The 26690-nt window shown below is 64.1% G+C and carries 28 protein-coding genes; 4 read left to right on the top strand and 24 right to left on the bottom strand.

Features of this window, described 5'->3' with window-relative positions; genetic code table 11:
• Positions 1–11: 11 nt before the first annotated feature.
• Positions 12–419, bottom strand: a complete 408-nt coding sequence (msrB, locus tag GJ672_RS07180; RefSeq protein WP_154296548.1) for a peptide-methionine (R)-S-oxide reductase MsrB — start codon at positions 417–419, stop codon at positions 12–14.
• Between the two features lie 64 nt (positions 420–483).
• On the opposite strand from msrB, the gene serB reads away from it, so the two are divergent.
• Positions 484–1716 (top strand): phosphoserine phosphatase SerB, encoded by a 1233-nt coding sequence (gene serB, locus GJ672_RS07185; protein WP_154296549.1) that lies wholly within the window; start codon positions 484–486, stop codon positions 1714–1716.
• 17 nt (positions 1717–1733) lie between these two features.
• Here serB and rplS read toward each other — a convergent pair whose 3' ends face one another.
• The 5 genes from rplS to ffh are packed head-to-tail and all read right to left on the bottom strand — an operon-like array spanning position 1734 to position 5143.
• Positions 1734–2111, bottom strand: coding sequence for a 50S ribosomal protein L19 (gene rplS / locus GJ672_RS07190; protein ID WP_154296550.1), 378 nt, complete (start codon positions 2109–2111; stop codon positions 1734–1736).
• A 19-nt stretch (positions 2112–2130) separates the two neighbouring features.
• Complete coding sequence (gene trmD / locus GJ672_RS07195; protein ID WP_154296551.1) at positions 2131–2868, bottom strand: tRNA (guanosine(37)-N1)-methyltransferase TrmD; 738 nt, start codon at positions 2866–2868, stop codon at positions 2131–2133.
• 5 nt (positions 2869–2873) lie between these two features.
• A complete protein-coding gene (gene rimM, locus GJ672_RS07200) occupies positions 2874–3398 on the bottom strand; it encodes a ribosome maturation factor RimM (RefSeq protein WP_154296552.1) in 525 nt (174 codons plus the stop codon).
• A gap of 7 nt (positions 3399–3405) precedes the next feature.
• Complete coding sequence (gene rpsP / locus GJ672_RS07205) at positions 3406–3678, bottom strand: 30S ribosomal protein S16 (protein WP_154296553.1); 273 nt, start codon at positions 3676–3678, stop codon at positions 3406–3408.
• Positions 3679–3736: 58 nt separating this feature from the next.
• A complete protein-coding gene (gene ffh, locus GJ672_RS07210; protein ID WP_154296554.1) occupies positions 3737–5143 on the bottom strand; it encodes a signal recognition particle protein in 1407 nt (468 codons plus the stop codon).
• A 118-nt stretch (positions 5144–5261) separates the two neighbouring features.
• Here ffh and GJ672_RS07215 point away from each other — a divergent pair, with 118 nt between their 5' ends.
• Together GJ672_RS07215 and GJ672_RS07220 are read left to right on the top strand one after the other, a co-directional pair.
• On the top strand, positions 5262–6065 hold the full coding sequence (locus GJ672_RS07215; RefSeq protein WP_154296555.1) for an inner membrane protein YpjD: 804 nt from the start codon (positions 5262–5264) through the stop codon (positions 6063–6065).
• A gap of 11 nt (positions 6066–6076) precedes the next feature.
• The gene (locus GJ672_RS07220) at positions 6077–7345 is read left to right on the top strand and encodes an HlyC/CorC family transporter (protein ID WP_154296556.1); all 1269 of its coding nucleotides are present in this window, start codon (positions 6077–6079) and stop codon (positions 7343–7345) included.
• Between the two features lie 12 nt (positions 7346–7357).
• Here GJ672_RS07220 and cysS read toward each other — a convergent pair whose 3' ends face one another.
• Both cysS and gltX read right to left on the bottom strand, forming a co-directional pair.
• Entirely contained in the window at positions 7358–8743 is a 1386-nt protein-coding gene (gene cysS / locus GJ672_RS07225; protein ID WP_154296557.1) for a cysteine--tRNA ligase, read from the bottom strand.
• Positions 8736–10187 carry a glutamate--tRNA ligase gene (gltX, locus tag GJ672_RS07230; protein WP_154296558.1) on the bottom strand — a complete coding sequence of 484 codons (1452 nt, stop codon included), beginning with the start codon at positions 10185–10187 and terminating at the stop codon, positions 8736–8738. The genes cysS and gltX overlap by 8 nt, the downstream gene beginning before the upstream one ends.
• Positions 10188–10214: 27 nt before the next feature.
• Here gltX and GJ672_RS07235 point away from each other — a divergent pair, with 27 nt between their 5' ends.
• Positions 10215–11018, top strand: a complete 804-nt coding sequence (locus GJ672_RS07235; RefSeq protein ID WP_229381851.1) for a UDP-2,3-diacylglucosamine diphosphatase — start codon at positions 10215–10217, stop codon at positions 11016–11018.
• Between the two features lie 4 nt (positions 11019–11022).
• On the opposite strand, the gene GJ672_RS07240 is transcribed toward GJ672_RS07235, so the two are convergent.
• The 16 genes from GJ672_RS07240 to asd all read right to left on the bottom strand — a co-directional run bounded on the left by GJ672_RS07240 (position 11023) and on the right by asd (position 26686).
• Positions 11023–11499 (bottom strand): hypothetical protein, encoded by a 477-nt coding sequence (locus GJ672_RS07240; RefSeq protein WP_154296559.1) that lies wholly within the window; start codon positions 11497–11499, stop codon positions 11023–11025.
• 81 nt (positions 11500–11580) lie between these two features.
• Positions 11581–12450: a glycine betaine ABC transporter substrate-binding protein gene (locus GJ672_RS07245; RefSeq protein ID WP_154296560.1), complete on the bottom strand. Its 870-nt coding sequence runs from the start codon at positions 12448–12450 to the stop codon at positions 11581–11583.
• 68 nt (positions 12451–12518) lie between these two features.
• Positions 12519–13370: a proline/glycine betaine ABC transporter permease gene (locus GJ672_RS07250; protein ID WP_154296561.1), complete on the bottom strand. Its 852-nt coding sequence runs from the start codon at positions 13368–13370 to the stop codon at positions 12519–12521.
• On the bottom strand, positions 13371–14570 hold the full coding sequence (gene proV / locus GJ672_RS07255; protein WP_154296562.1) for a glycine betaine/L-proline ABC transporter ATP-binding protein ProV: 1200 nt from the start codon (positions 14568–14570) through the stop codon (positions 13371–13373).
• A 181-nt stretch (positions 14571–14751) separates the two neighbouring features.
• Entirely contained in the window at positions 14752–15960 is a 1209-nt protein-coding gene (locus GJ672_RS07260; protein ID WP_229381852.1) for a DUF4147 domain-containing protein, read from the bottom strand.
• A gap of 22 nt (positions 15961–15982) precedes the next feature.
• Positions 15983–17164 (bottom strand): O-succinylhomoserine sulfhydrylase, encoded by a 1182-nt coding sequence (locus tag GJ672_RS07265; RefSeq protein WP_154296564.1) that lies wholly within the window; start codon positions 17162–17164, stop codon positions 15983–15985.
• On the bottom strand, positions 17161–18669 hold the full coding sequence (purF, locus tag GJ672_RS07270; protein WP_154296565.1) for an amidophosphoribosyltransferase: 1509 nt from the start codon (positions 18667–18669) through the stop codon (positions 17161–17163). The genes GJ672_RS07265 and purF overlap by 4 nt, the downstream gene beginning before the upstream one ends.
• Before the next feature lie 31 nt (positions 18670–18700).
• The gene (locus tag GJ672_RS07275) at positions 18701–19258 is read right to left on the bottom strand and encodes a CvpA family protein (RefSeq protein ID WP_154296566.1); all 558 of its coding nucleotides are present in this window, start codon (positions 19256–19258) and stop codon (positions 18701–18703) included.
• A gap of 33 nt (positions 19259–19291) precedes the next feature.
• A complete protein-coding gene (locus GJ672_RS07280; protein WP_154296567.1) occupies positions 19292–19855 on the bottom strand; it encodes an SPOR domain-containing protein in 564 nt (187 codons plus the stop codon).
• Positions 19856–19896: 41 nt separating this feature from the next.
• Positions 19897–21174, bottom strand: a complete 1278-nt coding sequence (locus GJ672_RS07285; RefSeq protein WP_195759478.1) for a folylpolyglutamate synthase/dihydrofolate synthase family protein — start codon at positions 21172–21174, stop codon at positions 19897–19899.
• A 7-nt stretch (positions 21175–21181) separates the two neighbouring features.
• The gene (gene accD / locus GJ672_RS07290) at positions 21182–22090 is read right to left on the bottom strand and encodes an acetyl-CoA carboxylase, carboxyltransferase subunit beta (protein WP_154296569.1); all 909 of its coding nucleotides are present in this window, start codon (positions 22088–22090) and stop codon (positions 21182–21184) included.
• The gene (gene trpA, locus GJ672_RS07295; protein ID WP_154296570.1) at positions 22087–22911 is read right to left on the bottom strand and encodes a tryptophan synthase subunit alpha; all 825 of its coding nucleotides are present in this window, start codon (positions 22909–22911) and stop codon (positions 22087–22089) included. Before trpA ends, accD begins: the two co-directional genes overlap by 4 nt.
• A complete protein-coding gene (gene trpB / locus GJ672_RS07300; RefSeq protein WP_229381853.1) occupies positions 22908–24140 on the bottom strand; it encodes a tryptophan synthase subunit beta in 1233 nt (410 codons plus the stop codon). Before trpB ends, trpA begins: the two co-directional genes overlap by 4 nt.
• Positions 24103–24744 (bottom strand): phosphoribosylanthranilate isomerase, encoded by a 642-nt coding sequence (locus tag GJ672_RS07305; RefSeq protein WP_154296572.1) that lies wholly within the window; start codon positions 24742–24744, stop codon positions 24103–24105. Before GJ672_RS07305 ends, trpB begins: the two co-directional genes overlap by 38 nt.
• A gap of 9 nt (positions 24745–24753) precedes the next feature.
• Positions 24754–25554 (bottom strand): tRNA pseudouridine(38-40) synthase TruA, encoded by an 801-nt coding sequence (gene truA / locus GJ672_RS07310; protein WP_154296573.1) that lies wholly within the window; start codon positions 25552–25554, stop codon positions 24754–24756.
• Between the two features lie 19 nt (positions 25555–25573).
• Positions 25574–26686 carry an aspartate-semialdehyde dehydrogenase gene (gene asd, locus GJ672_RS07315; protein ID WP_154296574.1) on the bottom strand — a complete coding sequence of 371 codons (1113 nt, stop codon included), beginning with the start codon at positions 26684–26686 and terminating at the stop codon, positions 25574–25576.
• Positions 26687–26690: the final 4 nt, after the last annotated feature.

Consider the following 26690-nt stretch of genomic DNA (forward strand, 5'->3'; position numbering starts at 1 on the left):
TGCGACAACCATCAACCGCCCGCCTCCCGGGGCGAAAACGTCAGTGCGACGGAGTTGATGCAATAGCGAAGCCCCGTGGGTGGCGGGCCATCCGGGAAGACGTGGCCGAGATGGGCATTGCAACGCCCGCAGAGCACCTCTGTTCGCCGCATGCCCAGGCTGTGGTCCGACTCGGTGCTCACGGACTGCTCAGTGATTGGCGCCCAGTAACTCGGCCAGCCGGACCCGGAGTCAAACTTCTGCTCGCTGTCAAAAAGCTCCGCGCCACAGCAGACACAGGCGTAAACGCCTGCCTGCTTGAAATCATTGAATTTTCCGGAAAAGGGAGGTTCCGTTCCCTTTTGCCGTGTGACCCGGTATTGCTCTGGCGTCAACTGCTCACGCCACTGACGGTCATCCGTCGAATTTTCATCAGCCATGTGTCTGAGCTCCCGTGACGTTTTGCCCTACAATAGCGCGCCTGAACCCTGGAGAGCGAGATCAATGGCCGAGTCGGAAAACCATAGCGAAATCATCCTGATCAACATTGCCGGTAGTGACCGTCCCGGGGTCACGGCGGCGCTAATGGAGATCCTTGCCGACTACGAAGTCCGGGTGCTGGACATCAGCCAGGCCATGGTCCACGAGAATCTCGCCCTGGGCATTCTGGTCAAGCTTCCCGGGGGGACGGCCGCCGCGGCCGCGCTCAAGGATTTTCTGTTCAAGGCCCACCAGCTTGAGCTGCGGGTGCGATTCCAGCCTGTCAGCCACGCGGAATATCAGCAGTGGGTGGGTGGCGAGAAAAAACCGCGATATGTCCTGACACTGCTGGGACGACGTGTCACGGCATCGCAAATTGCGCGCATCGCCGCGGTGACCACCGCCAACGGCCTAAACATCGAGGACATTGTGCGTCTCTCCGCCCGCAGCCCGCTTCACGATGTGGACAGCAGCAGCCGGGCCTGCCTTGAACTGAGCCTGCGCGGCGAGCCGGAAGATGCCGATGCGATGAAGGGGGAGTTTCTCTCCATCTCTCAGGAAATGGACATCGACATTTCTTTCCAGGAGGACAACTTCTATCGCCGCAATCGCCGGCTGGTGGTGTTCGACATGGACTCCACGCTCATCCGCGAGGAGGTCATCGACGAACTGGCACGCGAAGCCGGCGTCGGCACGGAAGTCGCCGCGGTGACCGAAGCCGCCATGCAGGGTGAGATCGACTTCCGGGAGAGCCTTCAGCGACGGGTAGCCTTGCTGGAAGGGCTGGAGGCCGCGGTTCTGGAGACCGTCGCTCGCCGCCTGACGCTGACCGAGGGCGCCGAACGCCTGCTGAAGACCCTACAGGTGCTTGGCTATCGAACCGCGGTGATCTCCGGTGGTTTTGACTATTTTGGCCACCGTCTTCAGACCCGATTGGGCCTGGACACGGTGCACGCCAATCAGCTTGAAATCCGGGACGGCCGGCTCACGGGTCGGGTCGTGGGGGACATTATCGATGGCGACCGCAAGGCCGCGGTGCTTCAGTCACTGGCCGGGGAGATGGGGATTGAGCTCTCCCAGGTGATTGCCGTGGGCGATGGCGCCAACGACCTGCCCATGCTGAGGACCGCCGGCTTGGGCATTGCCTTTCATGCCAAGCCGGTGGTCCAGCGAAGCGCCCGCCAGGCCATATCCACCATCGGGCTGGATGGCGTGCTCTACCTGATGGGGATGAATGACGCCGAGAGCCCGCTCTAGCGCAGCCCCGGCCGGAATCAGCGCTTGTCGCTGCCCTTGGCGCGAACCTTCTCGCGAATCCGCGCGGCCTTGCCACGACGCTCCCGCAGGAAATAAAGCTTGGCCCGGCGCACGTCGCCACGACGCTTGACCTTGATGCTCTCGATGAGCGGACTGTGGAGCTGGAAAACCCGCTCGACGCCCTCGCCGTGGGAGACCTTACGCAGGGTAAAGGACGAGTTCAGTCCACGGTTGCGCTTGGCGATGACCACACCCTCGAAGGGCTGGGTCCGCTCACGGTTACCCTCGCGCACCCAGACATTGACCAGCACGGTGTCGCCCGGGTTGATGTCATCCAGCGACCGGCCGGTCTGTTCGACCTGCTCGCGCTCCAGCTGTTCGATAATGTTGCTCATATCGGTATCCCCTGTTAACTCAGTCGTTTTGATCCCGGCTCCAGGCCGCGATCATGGCCTGTTCTTTCTCATTCAGATCCTGATGCTCCAGCAGATCAGGACGTTTTATCCATGTCTTTTCCAGCGCCTGCCGCCGACGCCACTGCTCGACAGCCCCGTGGTCGCCGCTGGTCAGGATTTCCGGCACCGGCCGCCCGTCCACAACCTCCGGGCGCGTGTAGTGCGGCCAGTCCAGCAGCCCACCCGCAAACGAATCCCGAGCCGCCGACTCCTCATGTCCGAGCACTCCCGGGACCAGCCGGGAGACCGCGTCCATCACCACCATCGCCGGCAGCTCGCCGCCGCTCAGGACATAGTCCCCGACGGACAACTCCTCATCCACCTCAAGCTCGATGAGTCGCTCATCGACGCCCTCGTAGCGCCCGCAGAGCAGGATCAACCGCTCCCGGCCCGCGAGTTCCGCGGCGACACCGCTGGTCAACGGTCGCCCCTGCGGCGTGAGATACACCACCGGCGCCGGCTGAGCCGCCTCACGGGCAGCGCGTATGGCCGTGCGCGCCGGCTCGACCTTCATCACCATCCCGGGCCCGCCGCCGTAGGGCCGGTCATCCACCGTGCCGTGCCGATCCGTGGCGTAATCCCGAGGATTCCACGTTTCCAGTCGAACCCGGCCCGAGTCGGCAGCCCGCCCCACGACCCCGTGCTCGAAGAGCGTCCGGATCATCTCCGGGAAAAGCGTCACCACATCGAACCGCACGGCGCCTAGAACTCCGGATCCCAATCAACTTCGAGGACCCCGGCCGCGGCGTCAACCGACACGACGTACCGATCGGGCACGTAGGGAATCAGTCGCTCCCGGTCCCCACGCACGACCATGACATCGTTGGCGCCGGTTTCCATCAGCCCGGTGACGATCCCCAGATCGATACCCTGCCGGGTGATAACCTGCATTCCCTGCAGATCCGCCCAGTAATATTCCTCATCGTCCAATGCCGGTAACTGGGATCGAAGCACCCCGATCCGGCTACCCCGCAGACTGAGCGCGGCTTCGCGGTCGTCGATGCCTTCAAGCTGCGCCACCAGCCCTTTGCCCTGCCGGCGCCCCCGAATCAATGCTCGAAACCGGAATTCTCCGCTGCTCTCGAGCCGCCAGGGGGAATAATCAAAAATGTTTTCGCGAGGCCGAGTCGCGGAGTAAACCTTGATTTCTCCGCGAACGCCGTGAGCGCCGACGACCTCACCGAGCACGATGACGTCGCCCGAAGCGCCATCATCGTCCCTGGTCATTGGTTGTTCAGGCGCTCTCCGAGGCCTCGGCCTGGGCACCGCGGCGAGCCTGACGGATGAGCTGCGCGACCCGGTCACTGGGTTGAGCGCCCTGCTCCAGCCAGCGGTCCACCTTGGCGAGGTCGAGACGCAGCGGGATTTCTTGCCCGTTGGCGACCGGGTTGAAGAACCCCAGCCGCTCGATGAAGCGCCCGTCACGCGCACTGCGACGGTCGGTAACCACCACGTGGTAGAAGGGACGCTTTTTCGCGCCCGTCCGCGCCAGTCGAATCGTAACCATGCTTATTCCTGAGTTGTCTGTTCGGCCGATCGGTAAACCGGCAAGTGTACCGGGGCGATTAGCGCCCGCCAAGCCCCGGCGGCAATCCTCCACCCGGCGGCATCCCTCCGCCCGGGGGAAATCCGCCACCGCCGCCGCCGAACTGGCGCATCATCTTTTTCATGCCACCTTTTTTAAACTGCTTCATCATCTTCTGCATCTGTTTATGCTGCTTGAGCAGTCGATTGAGATCCTGCACCTGCATGCCGCTGCCCGCCGCGATGCGCCGCTTGCGTGATCCATTCAATGTCTCGGGGCGACGTCGTTCCGCGGGTGTCATGGAATTAATCAACGCGATCTGACGGCGCACCTGGCAGTCATCCATTTGCTGGGCCACCTGTTCACTCATCTGACCCATGCCCGGCAGTTTGTCCATGAGTCCGCCCATGCCACCCATCTTCGAGATCTGCTGCATCTGCTCACGCATGTCTTCGAGATCGAAGCCCTTGCCCTTGCGCATCTTGCCGGCCATGCGCTCCGCCTGATCCCGATCGACGCTGCGCTCGACCTCCTCGACCAGGCTAAGCACATCACCCATGCCCAGAATGCGGGAAGCCAGCCGGTCGGGATGGAACGGCTCGAGGGCGTCGGTCTTTTCGCCAACACCCAGAAACTTGATCGGCTTGCCCGTGATATGACGGATGGACAGGGCTGCGCCGCCGCGGGCGTCACCATCCGCCTTGGTCAGGATCACGCCGGTTAGGGGCAGCGCTTCATCGAAAGCCCGCGCCGTGGATGCCGCATCCTGACCGGTCATGCTGTCCACCACGAACAGGGTTTCCACCGGATCAAGGGTTTCGTGCACCCGGCGGATCTCGGCCATCATCGTGTCGTCCACGTGCAGTCGACCGGCGGTGTCCACCAGCAATACGTCGTAGTAGCCACGCCGCGCCTGGTCCAGGGCCTCGCGGGCGGTGGCCGCCGGATCAACGCTGGGATCGGTCGGATGGAACCCCATGCCCACCTGCTCGGCCAGCCGCTGCAGCTGATCAATCGCGGCGGGTCGCTGATTATCCAGCGACACCGTCAGGACCTTTTTCTTGTCCCGTTCCGCCAGCAGACGCCCGAGCTTGGCCACGCTGGTGGTTTTTCCGGAACCCTGAAGGCCCGCCACCACCACCACCGCCGGAGGCCGCGTACTGAGGTCCAGGGCGTCATTGCTCTCGCCCATGACCCGAACCAGTTCGTCGTGGACGATCTTCACGAAGGCCTGCCCCGGGGAGAGGCTTTTCATGACCTCGGCACCCAGGGCCCGCTCGCGCACCTGCTCGATGAAGTCCTTGACCACCGGCAACGCCACGTCCGCCTCGAGCAGCGCCATGCGCACTTCACGCAGCGTGTCCCGGATGTTGTCCTCGGTGAGTCGCCCCTTGCCCTTGATGCGCTTGCCAATGGCCTCGAGGCGATCACTCAGATTGCTGAACATGGCGTTTGACGCCTCCACCCTCGTTGTCTTTGATCCGGACGCCAGTGTATCAGTGCACTCCGACCGGCCGCCCGGTTTTTGCTCGAACGGCCGGGGGTTCTGTGACAGACTTTCCCAGATGCACGCGATGCTCCTGATCCTCACCGTTGGCTTCTATGCAGCGGCGCTCACGGCCCTGATTCTCAGTGTCCGGGGCGCGTCGGCGGTGGGTCATGCCCAGCGCCTTGGCATCATTCTCGCCCTGCCGGCGGCGATTCTGCATACCGCCCTGCTCTGGCAACACAGCTGGACCGCCGACGGCCTTAACCTGTCGGTGCTCAATGCCGCCTCATTGACCGGCTGGCTGATGACACTGATGCTCCTGCTGGCGGTGAGCCGTCATCCGGTTCACAGCCTTGGCCTCCTGGTTTTTCCTTTTGCGGGGCTGACCGCACTGGCTGCTGGCCTGCCGGGTGTACCGGGTCAGTCGCTGGTCCCGCTGGGCAGCGCCGTGGACATCCATGTCATCAGCTCGGTGCTGGCTTATGCCGTGTTGGGGCTCGCCACCGCTCAGGCCCTGCTGCTCTCCTGGCAGGAATCCCGGCTCAAGCAGCGTCAGGCCGGCTCGGTTATCGGCTTGCTGCCCCCATTGCAGAGCATGGAAAGTCTGCTATTTCAAATGCTCGCCACGGGATTTCTGTTGCTCACCGTGGCGCTGGTTACCGGCTGGCTGTTCGTCGACAATCTGTTCGCCCAGGATCTGGGCCATAAAACGGTCCTGTCCATGGTGGCCTGGGTGGTCTTCGCCGCGCTGCTGATCGGGAGACAGCGCGCCGGCTGGCGGGGCCGGATGGCGATTCGCTGGACGCTGGTGGGATTCTCGCTGCTGGCGGTCGGCTACTTCGGCAGTAAAATCGTCCTGGAAGTGATTCTGGGCCGCTGAGGCTTACCCTTGTGGATACCATCCCGCTGTCCCTGCTGTTCTCCATCCTGCTCCTGCTGATCATCCTCTCGGGTTGCTTTTCCAGTTCCGAGACCGCGCTGATGACGCTGAACCGCTATCGCCTGCGTCATTTATCCCGAAGCGGACACCGAGGCGCGCACCGTGCCGAGCGCCTGCTGCAGCGACCCGACCGGCTGATTGGCATCATTCTGCTGGGCAATAATTTCGTGAACATAGCCGCGTCCTCCGTGGCTACGCTGATCGCCCTGCGTCTGGGCGGTGAAGCAGCGCTGGCGGCCGCCACCGGCCTGCTGACCCTGACCATCCTGATCTTTGCCGAAGTGGCGCCGAAGACCCTCGCCGCGCTCAGGCCGGAGCGCGTCGCCTTCCCGGCGGCTTTGGTGCTGGGACCGCTGCTGAAAATGCTCTATCCGCTGGTCTGGCTCACCAACACCCTGGCCAACGGCCTGCTGAGATTGCTGGGTGTCAGCCCCACGGACGGACCACAGTCGGCACTGAGCCGGGAGGAGCTCCGCACGGTGGTTAACGAAGCTGGCGCGATGATTCCGCAGCGACATCAGGGCATGCTGCTCAGCATTCTCGACCTGGACCAGGCCACGGTGGAAGACATCATGATCCCGCGGAACGAAGTGGCGGGCATCGATCTTGAGGATGACTGGGAGCGGATCCGCCAGATGGTGATCGACTCCGAGTACCGACGACTGCCTGTCTGGGACGGGGGCATTGATCATCTGCGCGGCATTCTGCCGGTGCGGCGGGTGCTTGCCGCCATGCTTGAGGGCGACCTGGACCGGGAACAACTTGTGGCTCAGCTTCAGGAACCTTACTTCATTCCCGAGGGCACCCGTCTGCATGTCCAGATGCGTAACTTCCAGGTGCAGCGGCGACGGCTTGGGCTGGTGCTGGATGAGTACGGTGAAATTGTCGGGCTGGCGACGCTGGACGATATCCTCGAGGAAATCGTGGGGGACTTCACCACCGACCCGGCGGAGCTGATCAGCGATATCCAGGCGGAAGATGACGGCACCTACCTGGCGGCGGGCAGCGCCAGTGTCCGGGAGTTGAAACGACTCCTGAACTGGCAGTTGCCGGCGGACGGGCCGAAGACACTGAATGGCCTCATCCTCGAAAAACTGGAGACCATTCCGGAACCCGGCACCAGTATGCTCATCGACCAGCATCCGGTAACCGTTCTGCAGACCGAGGAGAATCGGGTCAAGGTCGCGCGGGTCGCACCCCGGGTGCGCTCGCGTCGCTAGATCTCGGCGGACCTAGCCCTCGCGGCGCCACAGTGTGCCATCGGGCTTGTCCTCGAGCACCACGCCGTCCGCCTGCAGCTGATCGCGAATGGCGTCCGCTCGGGAAAAATCCTTTTCCCGCCGGGCCCGAGCCCGCTCTTCGATCAATGCCTCAATGCTCTCAGCGCCGAGCTCCACGTCTCCCGCCGAACCGGTCAGAAAATCCTCCGGCGGGCGGCACAGGAGCCCCAGAACCGAGCTTAGCTGGCGGAGGGTATCCGCCAGAACCGTGACCCGCTCCTGACGGCCGTCATCCCGAGCACGATTAATCTCCCGGGCGAGATCGAAAAGCACGGAAAGCGCCAGCGGGGTGTTGAAGTCGTCATCCATGGCGGCCTCGAAGCGGCTCCGAAAGGCCTCTTCCGGTGCCTCATTGCCCGAGGCTGCCCCCCGCAGGGCGGTGTAAAGGCGCGCCAGGGCATTGCGTGCCTGAACCAGCCCGTCCGGCGTGAAATTGAGCGGACTCCGGTAATGCGTCGACAGCAGGAACAGTCTGACCGCCTCGGCATCATGGGCGGCGAGAATATCCCGAACCGTGGTGAAGTTACCCAGCGATTTGGACATCTTTTCGTCGTCGATACGCACATGGCCGTTGTGCATCCAGTAATTGACGAAGCACTCTCCGGTGGCGGCTTCCGACTGGGCGATCTCGTTTTCGTGATGGGGAAACTTGAGATCCATGCCACCGCCATGAATGTCGAAATGGTTTCCCAGGCAATGGGTGGACATCGCAGAGCATTCAATGTGCCAGCCAGGTCGACCATCACCCCAGGGAGAGGGCCAGCTTGGCTCACCCTCCCTCGCCGCTTTCCAGAGCACGAAATCCGCCGGGTCACGTTTAAGCTCGCCGGGTGCGATGCGGGCACCGGCTCGCAGGGTTTCCAGCTGTTTGCCGGCGAGGGCGCCATAATCCGGGAATCGGGTGACGGCATAGTAGACATCACCACCGGCCTGATAGGCATAACCGCCCTCGATGAGCTGGCTGATCATGTCGATAATGCCCTGCATGTGTCCGGTGGCGCGGGGCTCTTCGTCCGGCCTCAGACAGCCGAGGGCATCGGCATCGGCGTGCATGGCGGCAGTGAACCGTGCGGTCAGGGCCTCCATGGGTTCACCGACTTCGGCGGCCCGCTGGATGATCTTGTCATCGATATCGGTGATATTGCGGACATAGCGCACGTCATAGCCGATCGCCCGCAGCCGCCGAACCACCATGTCGAATACCACCATGGCCCTGGCATGACCCAGATGGCAGTAGTCATACACCGTCATCCCACAGACGTAGAGCCCCACCCGGGGCGGGTCAATGGGACGAAAAACCTCCTGGCGGCCGGTGAGGCTGTTGTGGATCTCAAGCATTCGGTGGGACTCCCGTGGTGGCCAGCTCCGCCGCATGAGCCAGCCGCGCCCGGCGCGTGGCCGCAGGCATGAATTCAATGATTTCGCCGATGGTCGGGCCATACCCGAGCCCGGTGAGCGCCAATCGTAATGGCTTCATCAAGCGACCCCCACGGGTACCGGTGGCCGCCTCGAGCGCGGGGCGAACGGTGGCCCAGTCAGACGTGGAACAGGCATCCAGTGCATCGCGTGCCGCCAGAAAAAACGCCGGTGAAGCTTCAATGATCAAGGCCAGGTCTTCGGCAGGCGTCGCCGCCGGGTCCAGCACTTCCGCTCCCGAATCGCAGAGCCGACGGGCCCAGTCATCAACATCCGCCAGCGTTTTCAAATTGGGATGGACCAGCGCCGTGAACGAGACCTGCAGGTCCGCCGGCACGCCGGCTGACGCCGCGGCGTCACCGAGTTCATCCGTGGTCAGGTGGGCCATGGCCTTTGTCTGCCAGTGATCAAGCTGCGCGCGATCGAACCGGGCCGGACCCCGATTGAGGCCCCGGACCGTGAACATCGCCGCCAGCGCCTCGAGGCTGTGTAACTCGTCGGTGGGGATCGAGCCGCCGAGGCGTGCCAGATAGTTAATCACGGCCTCCGGCCGGTAACCCTGCCGGGCGAGCTCGTCAACGCCGGCCGCTCCGGTGCGTTTGGAGAGCGGCGTACCATCGGTATTCACCACCAACCCCACATGCCCGTAACCGGGTGCCTCGAGACCCAGCGACTCAAGCAGGACGATCTGGCGCGGTGTATTGCTGAGGTGATCCTCGCCCCGAATGACGTGGGTAATGCCCATCTGAGCGTCGTCCACCGCATTGGCGAGCAGGAAGGCCGCCGAACCATCGGCGCGGCGAATGACCGGATCGCTGAGCGCTTCGACGGAAAATGTCTGCCGCCCCCGAACCAGATCATCGAAGCCAATGGTGCCGTCCCCGGGCATTCGCAGCCGGATACTGGCGCTCTCTCCAGCGGCCAGCCGCGCCGCCGCGACGTCGGCGGGAATCCCGGCGCAATGACCATCGTAGCGGGGCGGGAGACCCGCTTTCTTCTGCTCCGCACGCAGCGACTGAAGACGCTCGGCGCTGCAGAAGCAGGGGTAGGCCAGGCCGTTATCCAGCAACTGGTCCACCGCCTGATCGTGGATCGCTCCACGGGCCGACTGCTGCCAGTCGGACGCCGGCTGCCCGCTGCCGGGACCCTCATCCCAAGTCAGGCCGAGCCAGCGGAGATCCGCCTGCAGATTGGCAACGCCATCGGCCTTGTTGCGTGCCAGATCGCTGTCCTCCACCCGCAACAGGAATCCACCGCCATGATGGCGAGCCAGCAGGCAGTTGAGGAGCGCGGTGCGCAGGTTACCCAGATGTAACCGCCCGGTGGGACTGGGGGCAAACCGTGTTTTTACCGGGGTGGCCGTCATAACCGGTCATGGTAATGGATGCCCCGCTTGCATGCAGCCGCGGAGAGCGCCATCTTTGGCGCCATGCAGCACCATCACTACCAGACGGATCAGGGACCCCTTCTGTTTATCGCCGATTTGCACCTGGATCCGAGCCGACCCGGTGCCCTGGCCGCCTTTCTGGATTTCCTGGCGGGCCCGGCCCGTGAAGCCTCGGCGCTGTTCATCCTCGGCGACCTCTTCGAGGCCTGGATTGGTGACGACGCCCGTCCGCCGGACGAGCCCGTGGCGCCGGCCCTGCGGTCGCTGTCAGATCACGGCACGAAAATCTTTCTGATGCATGGCAACCGCGATTTCCTGCTGGGAGAGGCCTTTGTCCGCGATGCCGGTGCCCGGCTGCTGGCCGAACCCACTCTGGTGACCATTGACGGCACACCCACCCTGCTGGAGCACGGCGACGCCCTGTGCACCGATGACCACAGCTATCAGGCGTTTCGGCGCCAGGTGCGCAACCCGACCTGGCAAGCGCAATTCCTGGCCCTGCCGGTGGCGGAACGACTGGCTCAGGCTCAGGCCGCGCGTTCCCGCAGTAGCGACGATATCGCCGAGAAGACGGAATCCATCATGGACGTCAACCAGCAGGCCGTGGCGGACCGATTCCGGGCATTCGATGCCCGGCGGCTGATTCACGGCCACACCCATCGACCCGCCTTCCATGACCATGAGGTGGATCAAAAGAACCGGCAGCGAATTGTCCTCGGAGACTGGTTCACCCAGGGCAGTGTCCTAAAAGCCGACGACGGCCACTATGAGCTGACGACATTGCCAATCGAATCGGCCTCAGGGCCCTGAACCATCAATGCGGCAGACCACTCAGGCAGCGGGACGCGGCATCGCGAACCGCGGAGTCCGGATCATGAGCGGCAGCCTCAGCCAGTAACGGCCGGTCATTAATTCGCTCCAGAGCGGTTATGCGCAGGGCTGGCTCCCGCGCACTACGCGCCGCATGCGCCAGTATCTGCCGGTCCTCGCAAGCCCTGAGTGCTGCCTGCCGGTATTCGAGCTCGAGATCGTCGCCACCGGCGATCAGCTGCCGATACCGCCCACGCGCGGCTTCCCGAACCCGCCGTTCAGACGCCGTTTCCAGCAGCTGCCGAAGCAGCACCAGATCCCTGAGCCGCCTGACCGCTGCTTCCCGGACGGCGACATCGCTGTCGTGCACCACCAGCCGACGCAATGCATTCTGTCCGACCCGGCCTTCGGTGACCGCAGCCAGCCGGGCCCCCGGATCATCCCCGTAAACGTCAGGCCTTTTGGGACGCCGAAAAATCATGACGCGATCCTAAAACAAAAACGCCCCGCCGGGGGGCGGGGCGTTGAGATCAGCCAGCGGCTGAAACATCCGCGAGTCGGATCAAAGCTCGCCGGTCAACCAGTACTGAATCCGATCCGGATTATCATCAATGTAAGCACTAACCGCTTCCTCAAAGGATGTCTCGCTGGCCTCGAACATGTAGTCCTGTAGCTCATCAATGGGCACGTACATTCGACTCAGCATCTCCGAAATCTCCGGATAGTCGGCGTCGAAGCCAGCCCGTCCCAGCGCATGAACCCGCTCAGGACCACCCAGCGCGCCCTCGGGGTCTTCCAGGTAACGCAATTCGTAAGCACCGAACTTCCAGTGCGGACTCCAGCCGGTGACCACGATCCAGTCATCACGGCCAACGGCACGATCCAGCGCCGCGGTCATGCCGGCCCCGCTGGAGGTCTGCAGGGTGTAGTCATCCAGACCATAGGTTTCCAGCGCCTGCTCGGAGAGCGAGGTCAGCCCGGCTCCCGGATCGATACCGGTGATGGTGCCGCCGAGCTCTGCCTGGACACTGTCGTCGGTGAGATCTTCGATGCTCGAGAGCTGGTCCTCGGGCACATAGGTGGGGACCGCCCAGCCCAGGCGTGCCGAGTTGTAGAGAACACCCAGGTTCTCAACGTCATCGGCAACGCCCTCGTAATACTCCTCGTGAGTCGCTGGCAGCCAGGCCATCAGCATGGCATCGATATCACCGGTGGCCAGCCCCTGGAACTGCGGCGCAATATCCGTCTGCACCATATCTGCCGAGTAGTCCGTGTGATCATTAACCAGCTGAGCTGCCAGTCGGGTCATGAACTCCGCATCTGACCAGGCGGTCCAGCCGAACTCAATGGTGTCATCCTGAGCACTGGCGCCGCCTGCCATGGCGAGACCGAGTGCACCGGTTAACAACATGCGCGATGTTCTGTTCGACATCGAGGTTCTCCTCTTCTGCTTCACAAGATCCCCGCGCACGGGGGGTGTTAGGCAGGCTGCGCCGGCGGTCATTTACGCCGCTTGCGCAGCCCGAGACTCTGGGTCAGGCGATCCAGCAGGATGGCAAGGATGACGACCCCCAGGCCGCCTTCGAATCCAAGGCCCACGTCCAGACGCTGGATGCCGGTCAGCACCGTGTTGCCGAGGCCGCCGGCTCCGATCATGGAGGCAATGACCACCATGGAAAGCGCCAGCATGATGGTCTGGTTGATGCCCGCCATGATGGAAGGCATGGCCAGGGGTATCTGGACTTTGTAGAGCAGCTGGCGGCTGGTACAGCCGAATGCCAGTCCTGCCTCGACGTTCTCCTGACTCACCTGACGGATCCCGAGGTTGGTCAGCCGCACCGCCGGCGGCATGGCGAAGATCACCGTGGCAATGGTGCCAGGCACTTTACCCAGGCCAAAGAAGATCGCTGCAGGAATCAGATAGACGAATGGCGGCATGGTCTGCATGAAATCCAGGATCGGGCGCACCACTGACTCGACCGCGTCACGCCGCGCCATGGCGATCCCCAGCGGCAGCCCCGCTGCCAGCGCAATCAGGCTGGCGCCGATCACCAGTGCCAGGGTTTGCATGGTTTCGCGCCAGAGCCCCATGGACGCAATGACCAGCATGGCGATCAGGGCGAAGAGGCCAAAGCGCCACCCCACCCGCCACCAGGCCAGGGCAATAATGAGCGGCGCCAGCACCCAGTCGGGCAGAAAAAGCAGCGCTCCCTCAAGGGCGTCGGCAATCAGCCCGACAAAAGCGGCAAACCCGTCCAGCGGTCCGGATAGATTGTCCCGCACCCAATCCACGCCCCGCTCAACCACGTCGCCGATGGGAATGCTGATGAGGTCTCTGAGATCCGTGGCCATTTATCCTTCTCCTGAGCGATCGAGCATTCGCAGGACGGCAGCCCGGGTGATGCTGCCCAGGTACTGGCCCTGATCGTCCACCACCGGCAGCGGATGGCGGTTGGCGGCTGAACGGGTGACCACCTCCGAAAGGGGCGTTGAGGCGTCGATGGCCTCGACCTCGTCCACGAACGCTTCGCTGTAACGGGGTTCGCCGTTGGCATCAATCTGTGCCGCCAGCGACTCGGCCGTCACCGTCCCTTGGTATTTCTGGTCCTGATCCAGGACCACGGCGAGATCCCGATTGGCAGCATGGAGTCGCTCCAGGGCCGAGCGCATGCTCACCCCTGGCCGTTCGATCACGGTGACCTGGCGCCGATCGGCGATATCGGCCGCCGAGTAAACCTGGGTCACATCAACCCCGTAGAAAAACGATCTGACGTAATCATTGGCGGGGTTGGAAACAATTTCTTCCGGCGTGCCCACCTGAACCACGGCGCCGCCCTGCATGATGGCGATCCGGTCACCGATGCGCATGGCCTCGTCCAGGTCGTGAGAAATAAAAACGATGGTCCGTCGATCTTCGCGCTGCAGGGCAACCAGTTCGTCCTGCATTTCCGTGCGAATCAGTGGGTCAAGCGCGGAAAAGGCCTCGTCCATCAGCATGATGGAAGGATCCACCGCCAGACCCCGAGCCAGGCCCACACGCTGCTGCATGCCGCCGGAGAGCTCATCCGGATAGCTCTGGGCATTGGTTTTCAGCCCGACCTGTTCAAGGGCTTTCATGGCCCGTTCTTCACGGGTCTGTTGATCCACACCGGCAACCTCGAGCCCGAAGGCCGCATTCTGCAGGACCGTTCGATGCGGCATCAGCGCGAACGACTGGAACACCATGCTCATGTCGTGCCGACGAAGTTCAATGAGTTCGTTCTGTGGCAGGGAGTTCACGTCACGGCCATCGATCAGGACCTGACCGGCTGTGGCATCAATGAGCCGGTTGAGCATGCGCACAATCGTCGACTTGCCCGAGCCGGACAAGCCCATCACCACGAAAATTTCGCCTTCCTGGATGGAAAATGACGCGTCGCGAACGCCAACGGTGTTGCCGGTCTTCTCGAAGATCGCGTCCTTGTCGAGCCCATCATCAAGCAGACGCATTCCCTCCGCCGGATTGGGGCCGAAGACCTTGAAAAGGTTTTTGACTTCGATCTTGGTGCTCACTGCTGACCACCCTGCTGCGCGGTCGGCGTGACTCTGAGGCGCGTGAGCCCGGCAAGAGTTTCAGGGCACACGAGATTGGCAGGACGGAACCAGAGTGTCGGTAACATAAATGTCCGCAGTCGCCCAAGGAACGGGAGAGGCTACGAGACATGAAACCGGGACGCAACCCGTCCCGTGATGCTTAGAAACGTAGCCCGATCACCAGATCCATGACGTTGGTTCCGGTTCCTCCGGTCACCAGCAGATCGCCGCTGAGGGAGAGAAAGCGGCCGGCATCGGCGTTGGCCAGGGCATCCTGCAGATTGCCCCCGGCGGCCTCCCCACGGCTCAGGGTCTCGCCATCCACGATGGCGCCCGCCACGTCACCCGGCCCATCGGCACCGTCAGTACCGGCTGCGAGCAGAGCACACGGGCTGTCGGCGAGCTCGGCCGCCGCCGACAGCGCCAGGGTCTGCATCCGCCCCCCCTGGCCGGGGTTGGGCGGCAGGGTCACCGTCGGCTCTCCGCCCTGTACGAACATGCCTTGAGGTCCGGCGACCAGCTGCCGGGCAATCGCAGGGCCCGCGGCGGCGGCCTCTCCAGTGAGCAGCGTGTCCTCAACATGAACGTCCCAGCCCGCCGCCCGACCCGCCTGCGCGGCAGCCGCCCGGGCCGTGGCATTGCTGGCCACCACGGTGATGGTGATGTGTTGAAACAGAGGGTCGCCAGTAGCCGGCGGCGTCGGTGCCGGCTGCAGCCCCTTAAACCGCAGATCGACGCCGGATCCTGACAGGTTCGGCACTGACGGCACCAGAAGCCCGGAGCCAATGACGGCCGGGTTATCTCCCGGGACATCCGAAATCAGCAGAACATCCGCCGGCCGCCCCGCCAGCCAGCGGGCCAGACGTCCCGCCTTGATGGTCGAATAGTGCTGACGAACCGCGTTGACCCGAGCGATGTCCAGACCGCTGGCCAGCAACGACTGGTTCAGTCTGGCCAGACCCACCTGATCCCCGTCGCCTTCCAGCCGTTCCACCAGGCTGGAGGCACCGCCGGAGATCAGGAACAGAAATCGGGCATTGGCAGGCGCCGTGGTCAGGAACTGCACCAGGGCTTCGCCAGCCTCCAGGCTGCGCTCATCGGGGATCGGGTGAGCCGATTCCAGCTGCCGCACCGGCAGGCGCCGGCCAAGGGCCGGGTCCTGGTAACCCTCGCGGGTAATCACCAGACCGTTCCGCACCGGATAAGCGGGGCTGTCCGCAACACCATGGGCCATGGCGGCGGCGGCTTTACCCACGGCGACCAGATACACGGGTCCGGGCGGTGGCGCCGTCTCAGCCGAAAGGGCCCGCGCCACGGCCTGGCGCCCGCCCACCGCCGCAATCGCGGCGGCGTAAACACGCTCCAGCAAGGCCCGATGGCCACTCAAGGCTTTAACAGGCCTTCAGCCCGCCGAGGCCCCGGTCCAGATCGGTCTGAATGTCCACGAGGTCTTCCAGCCCGACGGAAATCCGGACAAGCCCCTCACCGATGCCCATGGCTTCGCGCTGCTCCGGCGCCACCCGACCATGGGTCGTGGTCGCCGGGTGGGTGATCGTGCTGCGCACATCCCCAAGATTCGCGGTGATGGACAACATTTCGGTGGCGTCGACCACCGACCAGGCGGCTTGACGCCCGCCCTCCACCTCGAAGGAGACAATGCCGCCAAAACCGCTCTGCTGCCGCGCCGCCAGCGCGTGCTGCGGATGATCAGGCAGCCCGCTGTAATGCACCCGGGACACCGCGGGATGATCCACCAGCCATCGAGCCAGAGCGAGAGCCTGATCACTATGCGCCCGCATTCTCAGGTTGAGGGTCTCGAGGCCCTTCAGGAACACCCAGGCGTTGAACGGGCTCAGCGTTGGGCCCGCGGTGCGAAGGAAGGGGAAAATCGCCTCATCGAGGGTTTTCGCGTCGCCCACTACCGCGCCCCCGACGCATCGGCCCTGTCCATCCAGGAACTTGGTGGCGGAGTGAGTCACCAGGTCGGCGCCCAGCTCCAGCGGCCGCTGCAGCGCCGGCGTGCAGAAGCAATTGTCCACCACCAGCCAGGCCTCGCTGCTACGCGCCAGATCCGAAAGCGCGGCGAGGTCCACCACTTCGGTGAGTGGATTGGACGGCGTCTCGAGAAAAAGCATCCGGGTTTCCGGTCGCACCGCCGCCTGCCAGGCCTTCAGATCAGTAGGCGTGACGAAGTCGGTGGTAATGCCGAAACGGCTCAGCTGGTTGGCGAATAGCGAGGCAGTGGTGCCGAAAACACCCAGCGAGCAGACCACGTGATCACCGCTACGGAGCAAACCCATGCAGACGCCAAGGATCCCGGCCATGCCCGAGGCCATGGCAATGCAGCGCTCACCTCCTTCCATGGCGGCCAACCGCTTTTCGAAAGCCCGCACCGTCGGGTTGGTGAACCGGGAATAAATGTTGCCCGGCTCTTCGCCGCTAAAGCGTGCCGCCGCCTCCGCGGCACTTTTGAAGGTAAAGCTTGAGGTGGGGAAGATCGCCTCGGAGTGCTCCTGCTCAGGAGTTCGCTCCCAGCCCGCGCGCAGACCAATGGTGTCATCGCCCCAGCTCATGACTGCACCCGGCTCAGGTCATTGCTGGCACCTACGATGGCGGGATTACGGACTTCGTCCGCCCGCGCCTGCTCCAGGGCCAGCAGATAATCCGCGCTGATATCGCCGGTCACGTACTCGCCGTTAAAACAGGAGCAGTCGAAGGCTTGAATGGCCTCATTGCCCTCTCGGACGGCCTCGGTGAGATCTTCGAGGTCCTGGTAAATCATGTGGTCAGCGCCAATGTTGCGACGAATTGCTTCAACGCTCCGGTCATGGGCCAGCAGCTCCCGGGCCGCGGGCATGTCGATACCGTAGACGTTGGGGAACCGCACTGGGGGAGCGGCCGAGGCAAAGTAGACCTTATTGGCGCCCGCCTCCCGAGCCATGCGAATGATCTGCTCGGACGTGGTCCCGCGAACGATGGAGTCATCCAGCAGCAGGACGTTCTTGCCGCGAAACTCGAGCTCGATGGGGTTGAGCTTCTGGCGCACGGATTTCTGGCGCACGGCCTGCCCCGGCATGATGAAGGTTCGGCCGATATAGCGATTCTTGATGAACCCTTCTCGGTACGTGATGTTGAGGTCGTTGGCCAGATCCAGGGCCGCCGTGCGGCTGGTATCCGGAATGGGAATGACCACATCGATATCGTGGCTGGCCCACTCCCGCTTGAGCTTGCGGGCCAGCATCCGCCCCATGCGAAGGCGGGACTTATAGACCGACACGTCATCCAGCATGGAGTCCGGCCGTGCCAGATAGACGTACTCGAAAATGCAGGGAGAAAGCCGCGGGGCGATCGCACACTGCCGGGTGTGGAGATTCCCATCGAGATCGATAAACACCGCCTCGCCCGGCGCCACATCGCGAATCAGCGTAAAACCAAGCACGCTGAGGGCGACGCTTTCGGAGGCAATCATGTATTCAGTACCGGCCTCGGTCTCGCGGCTCCCGAAGCACAGTGGGCGGATGCCGTTGGGATCCCGAAATCCCAGGATGCCGTAACCATTGATCATGGCAATGGCGGCATAACCGCCGTGGCAGCGCTCGTGAATGCCGGCCACCGCGGAAAAAATGTCCGACTCGTTAATGCGGAGCTTGCCCAGCTCACCGAGCTTGTGCGCGAACACATTCAGCAGAATTTCGGAATCCGAACGGGTATTGATGTGGCGCAGATCTTCGAGAAAGAGGTCCCGTTTGATGGCCTCCGCATTGGTAAGGTTGCCGTTGTGGGCAAGGCTGATGCCATAAGGCGAGTTGACGTAAAACGGCTGGGACTCGGCGGAACTCGAACAGCCCGCGGTGGGGTAGCGGCAATGACCGATACCAACATTCCCCTGCAGCTGCATCATGTCCTGGGCATTGAACACATCCCGCACCAGGCCATTGTCCTTGCGCAGATGCAGCCGCCCCTGGTCGAAGGTCATGATGCCCGCCGCGTCCTGGCCGCGATGCTGAAGCACGGTCAAGCCGTCATAGAGAGCCTGATTGACCGCTGATTTGGCCACGATGCCAATGACGCCACACATGCTCGTTCAACCCCTGTAATCGATCTGTAAGTTACGCATCCGCCCCACACCATGCCCGCCAGTAGTCCAGGGCTGCCGACCCGTCCAATGGCGCCCGGTCCAGCGTCTCGTGGCCTCCGGCATCATCAAGCCAACCACCAATACGCTCGTTGCAAACCCACGGTCGGTAGGCACTGGCGATGACCGACTCCTGCCACCAGGGTTCCTCCGGCACCGCCGTCAAACCGGCACCAAGAACCACCAGCCCGACCAGCAGGCCGCCTCGGAGCCCGCCAAACACCAGCCCCAGACTGCGATCGGTCCCACTCAGCCCCGTTCGCCCCACCAGCAAACGGGCCATCCAGCCGACCAGGGCGCCCAATAGCAGCGTGGCAATGAATAACACCGCAAAGGCGACGGCCAGACGCACCATGGGAGAGTTCAACCAGGCTTCAAAATGGGCCGCGACTTCCGGGCTGTAGCGGATCGCCACCCAAAAAGCCGCCACCCAGGTCGCCACCGAGATGACTTCGCGGACGAACCCACGCACCAGTCCGATGAGAATCGAAACAAAGGCGACCCCGATAAACGCATAATCAAGCCAGTTCATCGTTCGCCTGCCCTAGTCTATCAGCCGATTGGTTCATGGCTCGATAATGAACCCGGCCAGGCCATGCTGATCCGCCAGGGCCTGAGCCGCCGTCTCGGCTGCCGGCCGATCGGGGAAAGGCCCCGCCTGCACCCGATGGCTGGGCCCCTGCTGATCTTCGGCCTCCACCAGACGGGCGGGGAAATCATCCCCCCGCAACTCGTCCACCAGACGTTGGGCGTTTTCACGACTCTGGAAGGCCCCAACCTGGACGAACACGCTGTCGGATACCTCACCGGCCGGCACGGACGGATCAGCCGCCTCACGGGACTCGCCGGCCGGCGGTTCCTCAATCGGTGCCGGCGCCTCTTCGGTGATCAACGCCTCCGGGTCGGGACGGGCATTATCGGCCAGTGCCGCTCCGGGTTCGGGGGTGGTCATGGATTCTGCGGACGGGAGCTCGGGCTGGGGAGGGACCTCGGGGGCCGAGGGCATATCCAGATCAATATCCACGCGAGTCTGTTCCACCGGACCACTCAACAGCATTGGAAGGAAAATCACCCCCAACGCGACGAGCACCACGGCGCCGATCAACCGCTGCTTGGATCGCTGCTCCACACTCGGAGTCCTCCAGAAATCTCCTCTGCCAAGTGTCGACCTCACGCCTGCTCGTTGCAAGCACCGACGCCGGCCCGCATCAGCGCTTCCACCACGCGAAAAGACCCCGCACCCACGGCTAGGTCCCCGGGCTCGCTGCGCTCGTGGATGGACGCGATGGCCCGATCGCCTCCCCCGGACCCGAGCACTCGAGCGCCCCGCTCCTCGAGCGCGCAGCGCAGCTGTTCCGGCGAATGACTTTGCGGGTCATCCAGGTCTAGACAAAACCATTCGTCCACCCGCGGGACCAGCCGGTCAAGCAGCGGGCCCGGGGGCTTGCGAGCCATCAGTCCGAAAACCATGCGCACCCGGCCCGGCACCGACTCCAGACGGCCGGCGAGAAGTTCAACGGCGGCGGGGTTGTGACCAACGTCCAGAAGCCATTGATGCCCACGGCAAACCGTGGTCTGCAACCGCCCCGCCAGACTCGCCTGTTCCAGACCGCGGTGAATCGCCTCCACCGGCAGGTGGAAAGGGCCTGGCTGACGGACTGCCATGACAGCGCCGGCGGCATTGCCCAATGCCGTGTCCGGCAACCATCCGGGTCGCGGTAACGCCGCCAGATGATCGCCCCGCGGGCCGCGCCAATCCCAGGTCCTGTCCGTGACCTCTTCAACGGTGTAATCCCGCCCGAGCTGAGAGAGCGGAGCGTCCAGGCCGACGGCCACTTCGGCAATACGCGCTGGTGGCCGGGGATCCGAGCAGACCACCGGGCGGCCCTCGCGGATGACTCCCATTTTCTCCCCGGCGATGGCTTCCCGGTTATCTCCGAGCCACTCCATGTGATCCAGATCGATGGGCGTAATCACGGCAAGATCGGCGTCGAATGCATTGCAGGCATCCAGTCGGCCGCCGAGGCCGACTTCCAGAATCCAGGGTGCCGCGCTCATCTCACGAAAACACCAGGCCGCCGCCAGGGTGGAAAATTCGAAGTAACTGAGGCTGATGGTGCCCCGAGCCGCATCAATGGCCCGAAATGCGGACAGAATCAGGTCGTCAGTGGCTTCCACGCCGGCCACTCGTATCCGCTCGTTATAGCGCAGCAGGTGGGGGGAGGTGTAAGCGCCCGGCCGGGCGCCATGGGCCTGAAACATGGACTCCAGACAGGCGACGCTGCTGCCCTTGCCGTTGGTTCCGGCGACGATAATCGTTGCAGCAGCATCCCGCCGCAAACCCATGCGATCAGCAACCTCGCTGATGCGCTCCAGGCCAAGATCGATTTCGCGGGGGTGGAGGGTCTCGAGTGATTTCAGCCACTGCCCGAGATCGTCGTCTGGCACGGGCTTTTCAGGATTCGTCGACCGCCGCCGCGTCCGGCTGCGATGGACTGGCCCCGGCGGATGCATGATCTCCCTGCAGCATGGCCAGCATTGAGGCAATGCGGGCCCGCTGCTCACGCCGGTCGATGATCTGGTCGATGGCGCCGTGCTCGAGCAGGAACTCGCTGCGCTGGAAGCCCTCGGGCAGCGTTTCCCGAACGGTCTGCTGGATAACCCGGGGGCCGGCAAAACCGATCAGCGCGCCCGGTTCGGCAATGATGATGTCGCCGAGGGTGGCCAGACTGGCGGAGACACCCCCCATGGTGGGATCGGTCAAGACGCTGATGTACGGCACCCGCGCTTCGGACAATCTGGCCAGCGCTGCGCTGGTCTTGGCCATCTGCATCAGCGAAAACAGCGCCTCCTGCATGCGGGCGCCGCCACTGGCGCTGAAACAGATCAGCGGCGCGCGGTTCTCCCGGGCATGGTCCACCGCCCGGGCGAACCGCTCACCCACGACGCCGCCCATGGAACCGCCCATGAACTCGAACTCGAAGGCCACCACCACCACGGGGCGACCCTGCAACAGGCCGGAACAGGCCACCAGCGCATCCCGCTCACCCGTGGCCTTTTGCGCCTGGCTCAATCGCTCGCGATAACGGCGGGAATCCTTGAATCGCAGTACGTCCGAGGGCTGGAGGTCGGCGCCGATTTCTTCGCGGCCTTCGCCGTCCAGAAAAACATCCAGCCGTCGACGCGCGCCGATGCGCATGTGTGAGCCGCACTTGGGGCACACTTCGAGGTTTCGCTCCAGCTCCGGGCGGTACAGTACCGCGCCGCAGTCCTTGCACTTGGTCCAGAGCCCCTCGGGCACACTGCCCCGGGATCCGCCCTCGGTGCGGATCCGGGACGGCATGAGCTTCTCGAACCAACTCAAGGCGTTGTCTCCAGCCTCTTCGAATCAAGCCCCTGGCGTAGCTCCCGGGCGACCTCGCCAACCGCGGTCAGCAGCGCATCCTGATCATGGGCGTGCTCCGCAATCCTCGAGACAATGGCGCTGCCCACCACCACGGCATCCGCCACCTGACCGATGCGGCTGGCGTCATCGCCATCCCTGACACCGAAACCGACACCCACCGGCAGCTGAGTGGCCCGGCGGATTGATTCCACGTGCTCGGCGATGTTGTCGAAATCCAGCGTGGCAACGCCGGTCACTCCCTTGAGGGAGACGTAGTAGACGAAGCCGCGGGCACGATCACAGATCGCCCGGATCCGCTCGTCACTGGTGGTGGGGGCGATCAGCCAGATGGGATCGAGGCCGTGCTCCTCGAGCGCCGGCACCAGTTCATGGCCCTCCTCCGGCGGCAGATCCACCGTGAGGACACCGTCCACCCCCGCCGCCGCGGCTTCACGGGCAAACCGCAGGTAGCCGGCCTGCTCAATGGGATTGAGGTAGCCCATCAGCACCACCGGGGTATCCTGATCATCGCGACGAAAGGCACGGATCATCTCCAGCACGCCGACAATCCCGGTCCCACCGGCGAGGGCACGATCACAGGCCGCCTGCACCACCGGCCCGTCCGCCATGGGATCCGAGAACGGCATGCCGACCTCGAGAATGTCTGCACCGCCGGCCACCAGCTGGTGCATGATCGGCACGGTGGCTTCCGGGCCCGGGTCGCCGCCGGTGATATAGGTCACCAGTGCGCTCCGGCCTTCGGCGCGACGCTGTTCGAAGCGGTTGCTTATCCGGCTCATAGCGTCATTCCTTCCACTTCGGCCACGGTATTGATGTCTTTGTCGCCCCGCCCCGAGCAGTTCACGACGATCCGCTGATCCGGGCGCATCCGGGCGGCGAGCTGTCCGGCGTAGGCGATGGCATGAGCGGTCTCGAGAGCCGGGATAATGCCTTCGGTCTGGGTGAGCATGTGGAATGCCGCCAGGGCGTCATCATCGTCCACGGCGACGTACTGAACCCGACCGGTGTCCTTGAGCCAGGCATGCTCCGGGCCGACACCCGGATAGTCGAGCCCGGCAGACAGCGAGTGAGTGGGCATGATCTGGCCGTCCTCGTTTTCCATCAGGTAGGTCCGGTTGCCGTGAAGAACGCCGGGCCGTCCGGCACTCAGCGGTGCGGCATGGCGGCCGGTGGCAACGCCTTCGCCGCCGGCTTCGGCCCCGTAAATGGCAACATCGCTGTCCCCCAGAAATGGATAAAACATGCCAATGGCGTTGGATCCGCCGCCGACGCAGGCCACCAGGGCGTCGGGCAGCGCGCCATGGGCTTCAAGGCACTGCTCCCGGGTTTCGCGACCGATGATCGCCTGGAAGTCCCGAACCATCTCCGGATAGGGATGGGGTCCGGCGACGGTGCCGATAATGTAGAACGTGTCGTCGACGTTGGCGGCCCAGTCACGGAAGGCTTCATTGAGGGCGTCCTTCAGGGTGCGGGTTCCCGAGTCCACCGGCACTACCTTGGCCCCCATCAGACGCATGCGATAGACGTTGACCGACTGACGGCGGACATCCTCCGCGCCCATGTAGACAATGCATTCCATGCCCAGTCGTGCGCACACGGCGGCAGTGGCGACGCCATGCTGACCGGCACCGGTTTCGGCCACGATCCGCCGCTTGCCCATGTGCTGCGCCAGCAGGGCCTGGCCCATGGTGTTGTTGATTTTGTGGGCGCCGGTGTGGTCGAGATCCTCGCGCTTGAGGAAAATCTGTGCCCCACCCACCGCGTTGGACCAGCGCTCGGCATGGTAGAGCGGCGTGGGCCGCCCGACATAATCCTTGAGATCGGCGTCCAGCCGCGCCTGGAAGGTTTCATCCTCCCGGTAACTGGCGTAAGCCGCCGAGAGTTCTTCCAGGGGGGCAATCAGCAGCTCGGGGACAAAGCGACCCCCATAGGGCCCGAAATGTCCGGCCGGATCCGGAAAGTGACGGTAATCAACCGGTGAATCGATGGCCTGTATGACGTTCGACACGATGAACCTCTTCGCAGAAAGCAGCGACCTTCCGGCCATTCTTGACCCCGGGGGATGACTCCACCGCACTGCTGCAGTCGACTCCCCAGGGGTGCGTCTGGCGGATCGCCTCGGCGACGTTGCCGGCACCGAGGCCCCCCGCGATGATAATACGGTGACTGGAGGGCAGAGCCTGGCTCCAGTTGAATGCCTGACCGCTGCCCCCGGCCGCGCCCGGGGCATGGCCATCCAGGAGCAACGCATGGGCCTGCGGGTGCCGCTTCGCCACGGCCCAGGGATCCCCCCCGGCCATTCCCACCGCCTTGATGTAACGTCGCCCGTGCCGCTCGCAGTCGGCGGCCGACTCGGCACCGTGAAACTGCAGCAGATCCAGCGGCACCTGGCCCAGAATATCTTTGACCTTGTCTGGCGCTGCGTCCATGAAAAGCCCAACCGCGGTCACCAGCGGCGGCAACGCCTCAATAATTTCGTTGGCCCGCTCCGGCGACACGTACCGGGGACTTCGTTCATAAAAAACCAGCCCGATGGCGTCGGCGCCAGCCTCGGCTACCAACACCCCATCCTCGGGTCGCATGACCCCGCAGATTTTAATGCGAGCCCTCACCGGGTCATCCTACTTGGCGCCCCCAGCGGACGCAAAAGCCGGGCCGGGGGGTGGCCCCGGCAGCCCATACCGCTCGGGGTAACGCACACCCAGCAGGTAGAGTCCGCCTGCCGGCGCGGTGACACCCGCCAGGCGCCGGTCCCGGGCCGTCAGGACCCGCGCAAGCCATTCCGGCGGCTGCTCCCCGGCTCCCACCATCATCAGAGATCCGACGATGTTACGCACCATGTGATGCAGAAAGGCGTTGGCCTCCACCTCCACCACAATCAGATCACTCTGTTGGTAAACGGCAATTTCGCGGACATGACGCACCGGGTGCCTCGCCTGACAGCCCGCCGCCCGGAAGCTGCTGAAATCATGCTCACCGATCAGGCATTCGGCGGCCTGTTGCATGGGCCGCAGCGACAGCGATTTCCATGTCCAGCCCACCCGATTCCGGAGCAGTACCGGCGGCAGGGGGGACCCCTGGAGCAGGTATCGATAGCGCCGGGCCGTGCCACTGCGCCGAGCATCGAACTGGTCACCGGGAAAAGCCGCCCAGCGAACACCGATATCCGGCGGTAGATGGCTGCTCACTCCCCGAATCCAGGCACGCCGGGGCCGATCCACCGGCACATCAAAGTGCACCACCTGACCACAGGCATGGACGCCAGCATCGGTGCGTCCGGCGGCAGTCACACTCACCGGGACAGCGGCCACGGCGGACAACGCGCGCTCCAGCGCATCCTGAACGGAAACGGCATGCCGCTGGGTCTGCCAACCGCGATAGGCGGTGCCGTCGTATTCGATGCCGAGGGCGACCCGCGGCACTATTAGCGCCGTTGGGCCATTAGCGGGTGACCACCAGTCGCAGCATGCGCCGAAGCGGTTCCGCCGCTCCCCAGAGGAGCTGATCACCCACGGTGAATGCCGACAGGTAGCTGGACCCCATGGCCAACTTGCGCAGCCGCCCCACGGGGATATGCAGGTGGCCACTGACCGCCGCCGGAGTAAGCTGCTGCTGGCTGGGCTCCGGCTCGTTGGGCACCACCTGGACCCAGTCGTTGGCCTCACCGATCATCTGCTCCAGGTCGGCCAGGGGCACATCCTGCCGCAGCTTGATGGTCAGCGCCTGGGCATGGGAGCGCATGGCCCCCACCCGGACACAGAGTCCGTCGATGGGGATCGGCTCATGGTGTCGCCCGAGGATCTTGTTGGTCTCGACGCCGGCTTTCCACTCCTCACGGCTCTGGCCACTGTCCATGGCCTTGTCTATCCAGGGAATGAGGCTGCCGGCCAACGGCACGCCGAAATGGGAGGCGGGATAGTCCTCGCCGGTCAACGCCGCCGTGACTTCGCGATCGATGTCGAGGATGGCGCCCGCCGGATCGTCCAGCCGGACACCGGCGGCGTCGCGCAGATAGCCCATCTGCCGGAGGAGCTCGCGCATATGCTGCGCACCGGACCCCGACGCCGCCTGATAGGTCATGGGCGCGATCCACTCCACGAGGTCGTGCTCGAACAGCCCGCCAATGCCCATCAGCATGAGGCTGACGGTGCAGTTGCCGCCGACGAATGTCCGGGTTCCCTCCTCAAGGGCCTGGCGGATAACACCGGCATTTACCGGGTCGAGGACGATGACGCTGTCGTCCTTCATCCGCAGCGTCGAAGCCGCATCAATCCAGAACCCCTGCCAGCCCGAGGCCCGCAGGGCGTCATGGACCGCGCTGGTGTAATCACCGCCCTGGCAGGTCACCACCGCGTCCATTTCGGCCAGCGCCTGGATATCGTGGGCATCCTTCAGCGCCGGCACCGGCCGACCCACATCAGGCCCGGGCGAGCCGGTCTGGGAGGTGGAGAAAAACACCGGCTCAATGTCGGCGAAATCGCCCTCGGACCGCATGCGGTCCATCAGCACCGAGCCGACCATGCCGCGCCAGCCAACAAAACCCACTTTCTTCATGAAA

It is taken from the genome of Spiribacter sp. 2438, from assembly GCF_009676705.1.
GTDB lineage: Bacteria > Pseudomonadota > Gammaproteobacteria > Nitrococcales > Nitrococcaceae > Spiribacter.